The organism is Paenibacillus sp. FW507-14B1B (genome assembly GCF_058781425.1).
In genome coordinates this window covers 1,484,409-1,496,899 of sequence record NZ_JBYSWS010000001.1, presented here as the reverse complement: position 1 = coordinate 1,496,899, position 12,491 = coordinate 1,484,409, and the positions used below count along the sequence as shown (strand labels likewise).

Genomic DNA, 12,491 nt, shown 5'->3' with positions numbered 1-12,491 from the left:
TCATGGCGACAGAACAGACTATACCGCATCCCGCGGCGCAAAACTTAACACCCGAAGATTTTCAAAAAATTGGTGTAGATGAGAAACAATCTGAAGTTATTCAGCGTGAAAGCTTGTCGGCATGGCGTGATTCTTGGGAAAGATTGCGTAAGAACAAGCTCGCCATGACCGGCTTAATTATTATGATCATGATCGTCTTCATGGCCATTTTTGGACCGATGATGGTACATTATGACTATGAAACGAATGATCTCATGAACACGAACATGCCGCCTTCTTCGGAGCATTGGTTCGGTACCGATGATCTGGGACGTGACGTGTTCGTCCGTACCTGGATGGGCGCTCGAATATCCTTGATCGTTGGACTCGCTGCTGCGGCAATTGACCTCATGATCGGTGTCATTTATGGCGGTGTAATGGGTTACTTTGGTGGTCGTGTCGATGAGTTCATGAATAAATTTGCTGAAATTCTATATTCAATCCCTTATCTTTTGGTTACTATTCTGCTTCTGGTCGTATTTGAGCCAAGTTTAGGTACGATCATACTCGCTTTAACGATTACAGGTTGGATTAACATGTCGTGGATTGTCAGGGGCGAAATCATGCAGCTGAAGAACAGAGAGTTCGTGCTTGCTTCTCGTTCGATGGGTGCAGGTGCGCCAAGACTGTTATTCCGCCACTTGATTCCTAATGCACTGGGTCCAATTATTGTTACATTGACGTTGTCTGTACCAAATGCGATCTTCGCTGAATCATTCCTCAGCTTCCTCGGTCTGGGTGTCCAAGCACCGGTTGCATCATGGGGTTCAATGATCAACGATGCACTATCCGGCTGGATGTACTATCCTTGGCGGATGTTGTTCCCAGCTCTCTTTATCAGCTTGACGATGCTCGCATTTAACATTTTCGGTGATGGACTGCGTGATGCGCTGGATCCGAAACTGAAAAAATAGGAGGTGGGAAGGTATGGAACCGATTTTGCAGGTTAAAGATCTCAATGTTTCGTTCCGTGTACGCGGTGGAGAAGTTAAAGCGGTTCGCGGTGTGAATTTTGAAGTCGGCAAAGGGGAGACGGTTGCGATCGTCGGTGAATCCGGAAGTGGTAAAAGTGTTACTGCCCAAACGATTATGCGTCTGATTCCGTCCCCGCCGTCAGAAATTAAAAAGGGAGAAATTATATTCCAAGGACAAAATCTCCTGAAAAAAACAAACAAACAGATGGAAGCGATTCGTGGTAAAGACATCGGTATGATCTTCCAAGATCCGATGACTTCCTTGAATCCTACCATTAAAATAGGTAAACAAATTACAGAAGTACTCATCAAGCATCAAGGTATGTCCTCTAGTGAAGCCAAAAAACAAGCGATTGAAATGCTTAAACTCGTAGGTATTAAAAATGCGGAAGAGCGTTTTAATCAATATCCCCATGAGTTTTCCGGAGGTATGCGTCAGCGTGCGATGATCGCAATTGCTCTTGCCTGTAGTCCGGCTCTACTCATCGCGGATGAGCCGACAACGGCACTTGATGTTACGATCCAGGCACAGATTATGGATGTTATGAAAGAAATGCAGGATCGTCTGGGTACATCGATTATTCTAATCACTCATGACCTTGGTGTAGTTGCTGGTATGTGTGACCGTGTTATCGTAATGTACGCTGGTGAAGTTGTGGAGACAGGAACGAAGTGGGAAATCTTTAAGAATCCACAGCATCCTTATACTAAAGGTCTCCTACGCTCCATGCCTCGTCTGGATCAAAAGAAGGACGAGCCGCTCATTCCGATTATCGGTACGCCTCCAGACCTCATCAAGCCGCCGGTGGGTTGTCCATTCTGCGCTCGCTGTGATGAGGCGATGAGAATTTGTGAACGAATCGATCCGGGTGCAACGGAATTCAGCGATACACATGTAGCGCGTTGCTGGAACCTTCATCCGATGGCACGGGAGGCTGAGACATCATGAAGAGTAACAATCTAATCGAGGTTAAAGGCCTGAAGAAATATTTTGATGTCGGTAAGGGGCAAATCTTAAAAGCGGTAGATAACTTGAACTTCAACATCCGTGAAGGCGAAACGCTGGGAATGGTTGGTGAGTCAGGTTGTGGTAAATCTACGGCAGGACGGACAATTCTCCGCCTGTATGAGCCTACTGCTGGTAGTGTGATGTTCGGTGGAACAGACATCTACAAGTTGTCTCAGAAAAAAATGAAGGCAATGCGCCGCGATATGCAGATGATCTTCCAAGACCCTTATGCATCCTTGAATCCGCGGTTCACTGTTACAGATATCATCGGTGAGGCTTTGGATATCCACGGTATGGCTGGCAGCCGAGCTGAGCGGAAAAAGCGGGTGGAAGAGCTTCTTGATATGGTTGGCTTGAACAGTGACCATGCTACGCGGTATCCGCATGAGTTCTCCGGTGGTCAGCGTCAGCGGATCGGTATCGCTCGTGCACTTGCGGTAAATCCGAAATTTATCATCTGTGATGAACCGATTTCGGCGCTTGATGTGTCGATTCAAGCTCAGGTTGTCAATCTTTTGAAGGATCTGCAGGATCGCCTTGGATTGACATACTTGTTCATTGCCCATGATTTATCAATGGTAAAGCATATCAGTGACCGTGTAGCGGTTATGTATTTGGGTAAAATGGTGGAGCTTGCTGACAGTGAAGAGCTGTATGCGAATCCGATTCATCCGTATACGAAATCTCTTTTGTCTGCAATTCCAATCCCTGATCCAGAGATTGAAGCTAATAAAAAGCGTCTGATTATTGAAAATGATATGCAAGGACCTATTTCCGCAGCAAAAGGCGAAGCAGGTACGATTGTCCTTGAAGAGAAAGATACCGAATTGGTTGAGGTTTCAAAAGGTCACTGGGTGTCCAAAGCTTACGCTTAATAATTTGATAGGTTCTGAAAGTATTAACCGTCAGCCTGAGCGCTGGCGGTTTTTCTATTTTCCTTTGACGGAGAACATCATCATTCGGTACAATCAATATGAGCTTTACTAAAGTAAGTTAACCAAGATAGGTTGAAGTAGAATGGGAGGCATACCTCATGAATATAGTGCCCGAGCCATTATCTGGCGGATCAAGCCTGGCACAAGATTACATGGACCACTATGAACAGGTAAGTGGTTTTTACGGTGGTAATCACCGAGATGAACGAAGCTGGGAGCACCGAGTGAAATGGCTGGACCAGACCGAGGAGAAACGAATTAACCGGAAAGCGCTAACCGCGTGTCTTCGGTTATATAATGAAAGATATAATGGGCATGATGCGGTACATAAATCGCTTGATTTACTGGAGCGAGAAGGTACTCTAGTCATTACAGGTGGACAGCAGAGCGGCTTGTTTACGGGACCCATGCTTGTTGTTCATAAGGCCATTACGATCATACAAGCAGCCCAAGAGGCTGAGAGAAGACTCGGTAGACCCGTTGTTCCTTTATTTTGGATTGCAGGGGAAGATCATGACTGGGATGAAGTAGATCATACCTTTGTTATGGATGCGGAGCTAGAAGTGGCCAAGATTAGAATGGAGCGTGAGGAGGGTCCGAGGACATCGGTTAGCTGTACACCAGTTCATGCAGAACAATGGAATCAAGCTCTTGATGAAATGCAGGAACTGCTTAAAGATAGTGAGTATAAGTCTGAAATAATTCATTTACTTCGCTCAGCAGCAGCAACTTCCACTGGCCTTAGTGATGCATTTGCTCAATTAATGGGGGCGATGTTTGGGAAATACGGATTAATTCTTCTTGATTCTTCAGATCCAGATTTAAGAGTTTTGGAGGCTCCGATCTTTGAACAATTGATTCGTCATAATGACTCTCTAGGTCAATCGTACCAGTTAGCAGCAAGGGATATGACAGGTTTGGGATATGAATTGCAGGCGGATGTTCCCGAGAATGGGGCGAACTTGTTTTATCTACATGATGACAAGCGAATCTTGCTATTTAGGGAAAATGGAGTCTTTACAGACAGAAAAGGTTTGATCTCGTTCTCCGAATCCGAGCTGCTTACAGAACTTTCGCAGCATCCAGAACGCTTCAGTAATAATGTGCTTACTCGGCCGATCATGCAAGATTCTTTGCTACCGGTACTGGGAACAGTATTAGGTCAAGGTGAGATCTCCTACTGGGCTATTACACGTTATGCGTTTGCTGAGATGGGCCTTCAGATGCCGTTAATCTTGCCGCGAATGTCGTTTACACTCGTGGATGCCACCTCTCAGAAATATTTGGAGAAATACGAATTAACATTTCAAGATATACACGTTAACATGGAAGCTAAGCGTCAGGATTGGTTAGCTGGACAAAATGGAATCGATTTGGATGAACGTTTCAAAGAGACCAAAGAGTTGTTCCATCAGCTTTACAATCCTTTGTTGCAGGACATTGCAAATTTGCAGCCCGGACTCGTGAAGCTAGGTCAGAGTAATCAGACGAAAATTTTGGATCAGATGGATTTTCTCCTGAATAAAACCAAAGCTTCGTTAGAACAACAGCACAGTGCCGCGTTGAGACAATGGGATTTTCTAAGCCAGTCTATCGCACCTATGGGTCGACCTCAGGAGCGAGTTTTTAATATTTTCTACTATTTAAATCGATATGGACTAACTCTCTTGGATGATCTGATGAGTATTCCTTATGATGATTCAGGCATTCACCGAGCTGTGTATCTCTAAATTCATTTTCATACAGACACTTATGTAAAAAGCTGGGGTATGATATAGTACTGCATAATTCATTTTTTAGGGAGGCTGTTGTATGAGTTCATCGTCAATTCAGAATAGCGTTATCAAGGATTTGAAACTTGCACCAGAGGGACATTTAAAGATCGATTGGGTCGAGGCGCATATGCCCGTTCTGAATCGAGTACGGAAGCAGTTCGAAGAAGAGCAGCCGTTTAAAGGACTCAAGGTAGCAATCTCCCTGCATCTCGAAGCGAAGACAGCCTATCTTGCAAAAGTGGTTCAGGCTGGTGGTGCCGAGGTCACGATTACAGGAAGTAACCCGCTCTCAACACAGGATGATGTATGTGCTGCTCTGGTAGAGGATGGTATCACGGTATTTGCTAAATACAATCCTGAGCCAGAGGAGTACAAGGAGCTGCTTATAAAGGCGTTAGAAAGCAAACCTGACTTGATCATCGATGATGGCGGAGACCTTGTTACGATTCTTCATGCAGAACGTCCTGATCTGCTTGCAGGGATTCGTGGAGGAGCTGAGGAGACAACAACGGGCATCCTCCGGTTGAAATCACTTGAAAAAGAAGGTGCGCTGAACTTCCCGATGGTTGCTGTGAATGATGCATACTGTAAATACCTGTTCGATAACCGTTACGGTACAGGACAGTCTGTGTGGGATGGGATTAATCGGACTACCAACTTGGTTGTAGCGGGTAAGACGGTGGTCGTTGTAGGGTACGGGTGGTGCGGAAAGGGCGTTGCCATGCGCGCTAAAGGCCTTGGTGCGAACGTAATCGTTACTGAAGTAGATGCGATTAAAGCCGTTGAAGCTTACATGGATGGATTCCATGTCATGCCAATGGGTGAAGCCGCGAAGCGTGGTGATTTCTTTGTTACTGTGACAGGTAACCGTGATGTAATCAGTGGTGAACACTACGATGTGATGAAGGACGGAGCGATTTTATCCAATGCTGGTCACTTTGATGTGGAAGTGAATAAGCCAGATTTGGAATCCCGTTCGAAATCTATTCGCACGGTACGTCGTAATATTGAAGAGTACCATTTGAATGATGGACGTAAAATCTATCTTCTAGCTGAAGGTCGTCTGGTAAACCTTGCCGCAGGTGACGGACATCCAGCCGAGATCATGGACATGACGTTTGCATTACAGGCACTTTCCTTGAAATATGTAAATGATCAATATCAAACAATTGGTAATCGAGTTGTGAATGTACCTTATGAACTGGATGAGCAAGTCGCTCGTTATAAACTAGAAAGTCTTGGAATGGGAATTGATGAACTAAGTGAAACACAGAAATCATATTTGAATAGTTGGGCACAGCATTAAAACGATGCGCTGCAAGGCTTTTTGCTAATATGCATAACCCTTATTTGGATTCGGAAAGAATTCAAATAAGGGTTTTTTTGATGTATCGCATAGACATAGGGGAGAAAAAAACAATAACTTGCTTGAAGGGATTTGATTTGTAATGGCGAATCTATTATCCTAAAGTGGTGGAAAGTGGTGCAAAGTGGGGGATTCGGGGTTAAAGGAGTGAGAGTGCCTGATGTTTATGGGAGAATTTCAGCATAGCATCGACGATAAGGGAAGAATCATTATCCCTGCGAAGTTTCGTGATCTCCTTGGCAGCTCCTTTATTGTAACTCGCGGACTCGACCAGTGTCTCTTTGTATACCCCACTGAAGAATGGGCCATTATGGAACAAAAGCTCAAATCCCTCCCACTGATGAAGTCAGACGCACGTGCGTTTACTCGGTTTTTTTTCTCCGGGGCGACAGAATGTGAATGGGATAAACAGGGAAGGGTAAATTTGCCGGGCAATTTGCGTGAATTTGCGAAGCTCGACAAAGAATGCGTCGTAATCGGCGTTTCGAATCGAGTGGAGATTTGGAGCAAAGAGCAATGGCAGAAGTATTATCAGCAATCAGAAGAAGCGTTTAATGACATTGCAGAGAAGCTGGTCGATTTCGATTTCGACCTGTAACCAATCCGCATGATATCACATGTGGAATGAGTAGACAATTATGGAGGGCTGCAGCTTGTTTCATCACATCACGGTGCTTAAAGAAGAAGCGACAGAAGGGCTGCGCATCAAACCAGACGGTATATATGTTGACTGTACACTGGGAGGAGCGGGCCACAGCTCGCTGATCGCTTCCAAACTGGGTTCAGAAGGCCGCTTGATTGCGCTAGATCAAGATGATTGGGCGCTTAATAATGCGCGCGAGGCTCTGAAGCCTTATGGAGACAGGGTTACTCTGGTCAAGACGAATTTCCGCGATTTGGAGGAGGTACTCCGAGGCGAAGTCGGTCGTGACGAGGATGACCCCGGCCTAGTTGACGGTATTCTGTTTGATTTGGGCGTGTCTTCGCCGCAATTCGATGAAGGGGAGAGAGGGTTCAGCTACAATCACGATGCACCGCTCGATATGCGGATGGATCAATCCGCAGAGCTTACGGCAGCAGAAATCGTGAATGAATGGTCAGAACAAGAAATCGCCAAGATTTTGTTTGAATACGGTGAAGAGAAATTTTCGAGACGTATCGCTAGGGTCATCTGTGAAAAGCGGGCCATTAGCCCCATTCAAACTACTGGTCAATTGGTCGATATGATTAAAGAAGGAATTCCGGCCGCGGCTCGCAGAACGGGCGGCCATCCAGCGAAACGTAGTTTTCAGGCGCTGCGTATTGCAGTAAACGATGAGTTAGGGGCTTTCAAGGATGCTTTACATCAGGCTGTGAGATGTCTGGCTCCAGGAGGAAGAGTATCTGTTATTACATTCCATTCTTTGGAAGATCGGATTTGTAAGCAAATCTTTAACAGTTATATTCCGAAGTGTACTTGTCCGCCAGACTTTCCAATGTGTGTATGTGGTGGTGGCCAAGGATCTCTAAAGCTTGTGAACCGTAAGCCGATCGTACCAAGTGAATCGGAATTAGCGCTTAATCCACGTGCTCGTTCGGCCAAGCTGCGTATCGCAGAGAAGTTATAACACACTTAGAAAAACAAAAACGAAGGAGAATTCAGCCATGGCCTACACACGCGGCAATTTGGCCGTACAAGAGAGACAGAAGGAACAACAGTCCCAATATGTCGAGACAACGACAGTTATTAAACGTCGTTCTCAGCTTCCTAAGAGAGAAAAGCTTCTCTACCTAATGTCCGTGCTGTTTGTGGTTGCAGTGATGGGGTGGGTTGGAATGAGTCATGTGAAGATCTATGATATGAACCGACAAATTCAGAATGCAGACTCCCAGATCAAAACATTAAATCAAAGAATAGACACGCTTCAGGTGAAGAAACAATCGCTCGAAATGGGCATTGCAAAAAAAGCGAAAGAGCTCGGTTATGTACAAGCTGAGCAAGACAATGCGATCCATGTCTCCCCATCAGGGAAAGATGCATCCAGCACTCCGTCGGGACAAAACTAGAATAATAGTGAGGTTGTACCGATGATAAAAAAAATTAAACTGCGTACATTGCTAATAGGGGGAGTGATTACCCTCTTTTTTGCTTTATTGATTGGACGAATTTTCTGGCTACAGGTTATAGACAATGACTTTTGGGCCGAACAAGCTTCGAAGAAATGGAATCGACAAGAGACGTTAACAGCCTCTCGGGGGACGATCACAGATCGGGACGGCGACATTCTTGCAATGGACGCCCCTGCATATACGGTTACGATCAATCCTAAGGTTATTCATGCGAATGGTCTGGAAGATGATATCGTTGATGGTCTAAATCAAGTGTTAGGGAAAAACAAAGAAGCCCTCAGAAAGCTTGTAACAGCCAAAAACGATGAAGGGGAGTATCATACCTATCGTGAAATTCGTAACGAAGGCTGGAAGATGGATGAAGACAAGAGAAATAAGGTTGAAGAACTAAAAAAGAAGCTTGAACAGAAACTCAGAACCTCGGGGCAGGTTGTAGATACCGGAATTACGGTTGTCACCGAGAAGAAACGCTTCTATCCAAGAGATACGATGGCTGCCCATGTACTTGGTTACACGGATCGCCAAGGGAACGCGGTAGCTGGGTTTGAGAAGTATTTCGATGATGAGCTTAAAGGGATTGACGGGTTCGCGAAATATCAGAGTGATAAGAAGGGGGTTAAGGTCCCTTCTGCTGACGAAGTATACCAGCCTGCCAAGAATGGTAAAAATTTTAAGCTGACGATTGATGACACTATCCAGTATTATATCGAGGATGCAATGCGTGAAGCATATCAGCAATATAATCCAGTTAGTATGACGGTTATTGCTGCAGATCCCAATACCATGGAAATTTTAGGGATGGCGAATATGCCAAACTTTGACCCGAATACATATTGGGAATACAATCTGGAGAGCTTCAGGAATCATGCTATTAGTTCCACTTATGAGCCTGGATCTACGTTTAAGATCGTTACACTGGCAAGTGCTATTCAAGAGAACTTGTTCAATCCAAATGCGGAATATTTATCCGGCTCGATCCGCGCTGGAGGAAGAACGCACTATGATATTAAAGCTGGCGGATGGGGACAGATCTCTTATCTAGAAGGTGTGAAGCGATCCAGTAACGTAGCTTTCGTCAAGCTTGGTTATGAAATGCTTGGTAAAGAACGATTGAAAAATTATATTAACGCGTTTGGTTTTAGTGAAAGAACTAATATTGATCTTCCGAATGAGGCTCTCGGACGTATGAATATGGAAAGAGATATCGATATATCGACCGTTCCATATGGCTATGCGGTGTCGGTTACGCCGATTCAGCAGCTCGCAGCGATTTCGGCTGTGGCGAACGGAGGGAAATTGTTAGAGCCTCATATCGTCAAGGAATTTGAAGATCCAAATACCGGTGAGAAAACAAAGATTGAGCCAGAGGTTGTTCGCCAAGTAATATCAGCAGAAACCTCTAGAAAAACAGGCGAATATCTGGAGCAGGTCGTAGCTGACCAAGAAAAGGGTACCGGACATAACGCATATATTGAAGGTTATCGTGTAGCGGGTAAAACCGGTACGGCTGTAAAAGGGGACTATAGTGACCGTTCCAAAGCGGTAGTTTCCTTTATTGGATATGCACCTGTTGATAATCCTAAAATCGCGGTACTCGTCATTATTGACGAACCGAATCAGAAGATTGGCGGCGGAGCCGCAGCTGCACCTGTATTCCAAAAGATCGTATCCCAAACGCTTAAATATTGGGGCGTTCCAAAGACGGAGACTCAGGCGGATAAGGATGACAAAGTGAAAACAGAAACAGCTGATCTGCTCAAAACGCCAGACTTGGCTGGAATGAAGGTAAGTGAGGTCAAAGCTAAGCTGCTCGCTGAGGGATTAACCTTTGAAACATTGGGTAAAGGAAGCACGGTAAAGAAACAGTACCCACCAGCGGGTGCTTCCATGGCAGCTAGTCAGAAGATCTATCTTCTCACCGAGGAGAACACTTCGATGAAGATCCCTGATTTGAAAGGTGAATCTCTGAGGGATGCGATGGAGGTCCTCACCTTAATGAAGGTGCGGGTTAATGTGAAAGGTGAAGGCTACGTTGCAGAACAGAAAGAAATAACCGAAAAAGGTCAACGTGTGGTCTATCTTACACTCAAATCAGCAGCTGACACGGTAAAGGGAGTCAATGATTCAACCGAGTCTGTTGATCAGCAGGAGGATGTAAAGCAAGAAGAGACAGCGCAAGGCGAATAATAGCTTGTTCTAACCCCTGGTTGTCCCGAATACTCATGTGATAAACGTATATCATGAGCTTACGGGTTCGATTGGGGGGATCTTAGTTGAAGGTATCCATGGTTTCTCAAAGACGTAGGTTGCTATGGGCTCTACTTCTGCTATTTGTGTTGTTCGCCGCACTTGTTGTTCGGCTTGCCTATGTTCAGATTGGTAAGGGTGCCGAGTTGTCAGCGAAAGCAGAAGAGTCCTGGCGTCGAGAAATTCCGTTCACGGCAAAGCGTGGAGAAATTCTAGATCGTAACGGAGAAGCATTAGTGACGAATATTAGTACGCCGACCATCATGGCTATCCCGGTTCAGATTAAAGAGCCAGATAAAACAGCTCAACTCTTAGCTTCTTTGCTAGGCATGAAGGAAGCCGATGTGAAGAAGATTATTACGAAACGGGGATCCATGGTTGAACGCCTCAAACCCGGTGGACGGAAAATTACGATGGAGCTGGCTCAGAAAATTCGTGATTTAAAGCTGCCGGGTATCGTTGTTGCTGAGGATAATAAACGATACTATCCTTATGGTGGTCTTGCAGCGCATATTCTTGGTTTTACAGGAATAGATAATCAGGGACTGACGGGAACGGAGAAGAAGTTTGATGATAAGCTAATGGGCATGAATGGCAACATATCTTATCTATCAGATGCTGGCGGCAGGCTGATGCCAGGGTCTTCAGAGAAATATGTGGAGCCTAGAGATGGGCTTAACCTGGAACTCACGATCGACAAGTCCATCCAATCTATTATGGAGCGGGAATTGGATCAAGCCATGGTTAAGTATCAGGCCAATGCGAGCTGGGCGATTGCTATGAATCCGAAGAATGGTGAAATTCTGGCGATGGCTAGTAGGCCGGGATATTCTCCGGGAAAATATAATGATTTCGCACCTGAGATTTATAATCGGAATCTTCCGATTTGGATGACTTATGAGCCCGGATCGACTTTTAAGATCATCACGCTTGCTGCTGCGCTTGAAGAAGGCAAAGTGAATCTTAAAAATGATCAATTCTTTGATGCTGGTGCTGTTGAAGTTGGTGGAGCAAGGCTTCGTTGCTGGAAAAAGGGAGGACACGGAAGTCAAACATTCATGGAAGTCGTTCAGAATTCTTGCAATCCAGGGTTTGTAGCCCTCGGTCAAAAGCTGGGGAAAGAAACCTTATTCCAATATATCCGTGATTTCGGCTTTGGTACAAAGACAGGTGTGGACCTAATCGGTGAAGAGAATGGTATCTTGTTTAAACTGTCGAGAGTGGGACCCGTTGAATTAGCTACTACTGCCTTTGGTCAGGGGGTTTCGGTTACGCCGATTCAACAGGTGGCTGCGGTATCTGCGGCGATCAACGGCGGGAACCTTTATCAACCTCACGTAGCAAAAGCCTGGATTAACTCGGAGACAGGTAAGATCGTTGAAGAGATTAAACCAGAACCGGTAAAGCAAGTTATATCAGAGGGAACTTCCAAGCAAGTTAGGGAAGCGCTGGAGAGTGTCGTAGCGAAAGGTACGGGACGTCCTGCCTTTATTGATGGCTACCGGGTTGGCGGTAAAACAGGAACAGCACAGAAGGTTATTAATGGCCGTTATTCTTCGACCGAGCACATTGTATCCTTTATTGGATTTGCACCAGCTGATGATCCGCAAATTGTTGTGTACACAGCGGTAGATAATCCGAAAGGGATTCAATTCGGGGGCGTCGTAGCTGCGCCGATCGTGCAGAACATTCTAGAGGATGCGCTGCATTATATGAAGATTCCACAGCGCAAGGATCAGCTTGCTCGGGAATACAAATATGGTGAGACACCAACAGTAACCGTACCTAATCTTGTCGGTGCTACAGTTCAAGACTTATATGAAGACCTGAACATGAACTTCATGCTTGCTAAATCGGGTACCGGTGAGGTGGTAATCAACCAAGCACCGAAGCCGGGAAGTCGAGTAGAGCGGGGGTCAACGATCCGGATATATATGGGGAAAGATTCGTCTGAAGATAAGCATGGGCACTAGTCATTAAAGTATCTGCAATAACGAATTAAGATGCTAATGTCAAGTTGTGCACATATGGAGGGAT

10 protein-coding genes are annotated in these 12,491 nt (G+C 45.4%); all 10 read left to right on the top strand.

Annotation, left to right across the window (positions count from 1 at the left end; all coding sequences use genetic code 11):
- Window positions 1–2 precede the first annotated feature (2 nt).
- Window positions 3–953, top strand: a complete 951-nt coding sequence (locus tag AC3WJJ_RS07210) for an ABC transporter permease (protein ID WP_492539212.1) — start codon at window positions 3–5, stop codon at window positions 951–953.
- A 13-nt stretch (window positions 954–966) separates the two neighbouring features.
- Window positions 967–1,962, top strand: a complete 996-nt coding sequence (locus tag AC3WJJ_RS07205; protein ID WP_422660364.1) for an ABC transporter ATP-binding protein — start codon at window positions 967–969, stop codon at window positions 1,960–1,962.
- Entirely contained in the window at window positions 1,959–2,897 is a 939-nt protein-coding gene (locus AC3WJJ_RS07200) for an ABC transporter ATP-binding protein (protein ID WP_492539209.1), read from the top strand. The genes AC3WJJ_RS07205 and AC3WJJ_RS07200 overlap by 4 nt, the downstream gene beginning before the upstream one ends.
- 158 nt (window positions 2,898–3,055) lie before the next feature.
- Window positions 3,056–4,687: a bacillithiol biosynthesis cysteine-adding enzyme BshC gene (bshC, locus tag AC3WJJ_RS07195; protein ID WP_492539207.1), complete on the top strand. Its 1,632-nt coding sequence runs from the start codon at window positions 3,056–3,058 to the stop codon at window positions 4,685–4,687.
- 82 nt (window positions 4,688–4,769) lie between these two features.
- Entirely contained in the window at window positions 4,770–6,038 is a 1,269-nt protein-coding gene (locus tag AC3WJJ_RS07190; protein ID WP_422660367.1) for an adenosylhomocysteinase, read from the top strand.
- Between the two features lie 220 nt (window positions 6,039–6,258).
- Window positions 6,259–6,696: a division/cell wall cluster transcriptional repressor MraZ gene (gene mraZ, locus AC3WJJ_RS07185; protein WP_422660368.1), complete on the top strand. Its 438-nt coding sequence runs from the start codon at window positions 6,259–6,261 to the stop codon at window positions 6,694–6,696.
- A gap of 55 nt (window positions 6,697–6,751) precedes the next feature.
- Window positions 6,752–7,705 carry a 16S rRNA (cytosine(1402)-N(4))-methyltransferase RsmH gene (gene rsmH / locus AC3WJJ_RS07180; RefSeq protein WP_492539205.1) on the top strand — a complete coding sequence of 318 codons (954 nt, stop codon included), beginning with the start codon at window positions 6,752–6,754 and terminating at the stop codon, window positions 7,703–7,705.
- A 37-nt stretch (window positions 7,706–7,742) separates the two neighbouring features.
- Window positions 7,743–8,144 (top strand): cell division protein FtsL, encoded by a 402-nt coding sequence (locus tag AC3WJJ_RS07175; RefSeq protein ID WP_492539203.1) that lies wholly within the window; start codon window positions 7,743–7,745, stop codon window positions 8,142–8,144.
- A gap of 21 nt (window positions 8,145–8,165) precedes the next feature.
- Window positions 8,166–10,394 (top strand): penicillin-binding transpeptidase domain-containing protein, encoded by a 2,229-nt coding sequence (locus AC3WJJ_RS07170; RefSeq protein WP_492539201.1) that lies wholly within the window; start codon window positions 8,166–8,168, stop codon window positions 10,392–10,394.
- Between the two features lie 86 nt (window positions 10,395–10,480).
- Window positions 10,481–12,427 (top strand): stage V sporulation protein D, encoded by a 1,947-nt coding sequence (locus AC3WJJ_RS07165; protein ID WP_492539199.1) that lies wholly within the window; start codon window positions 10,481–10,483, stop codon window positions 12,425–12,427.
- Window positions 12,428–12,491 lie beyond the last annotated feature (64 nt).

Bases quoted from the DNA above. Each gene is read 5' to 3' on its own strand.
- AC3WJJ_RS07210 (WP_492539212.1), top strand. From the start codon at position 3: ATGGCGACAGAACAGACTATACCGCATCCCGCGGCGCAAAACTTAACA.
- AC3WJJ_RS07205 (WP_422660364.1), top strand. From the start codon at position 967: ATGGAACCGATTTTGCAGGTTAAAGATCTCAATGTTTCGTTCCGTGTA.
- AC3WJJ_RS07200 (WP_492539209.1), top strand. From the start codon at position 1,959: ATGAAGAGTAACAATCTAATCGAGGTTAAAGGCCTGAAGAAATATTTT.
- bshC (WP_492539207.1), top strand. From the start codon at position 3,056: ATGAATATAGTGCCCGAGCCATTATCTGGCGGATCAAGCCTGGCACAA.
- AC3WJJ_RS07190 (WP_422660367.1), top strand. From the start codon at position 4,770: ATGAGTTCATCGTCAATTCAGAATAGCGTTATCAAGGATTTGAAACTT.
- mraZ (WP_422660368.1), top strand. From the start codon at position 6,259: ATGTTTATGGGAGAATTTCAGCATAGCATCGACGATAAGGGAAGAATC.
- AC3WJJ_RS07175 (WP_492539203.1), top strand. From the start codon at position 7,743: ATGGCCTACACACGCGGCAATTTGGCCGTACAAGAGAGACAGAAGGAA.
- AC3WJJ_RS07170 (WP_492539201.1), top strand. From the start codon at position 8,166: ATGATAAAAAAAATTAAACTGCGTACATTGCTAATAGGGGGAGTGATT.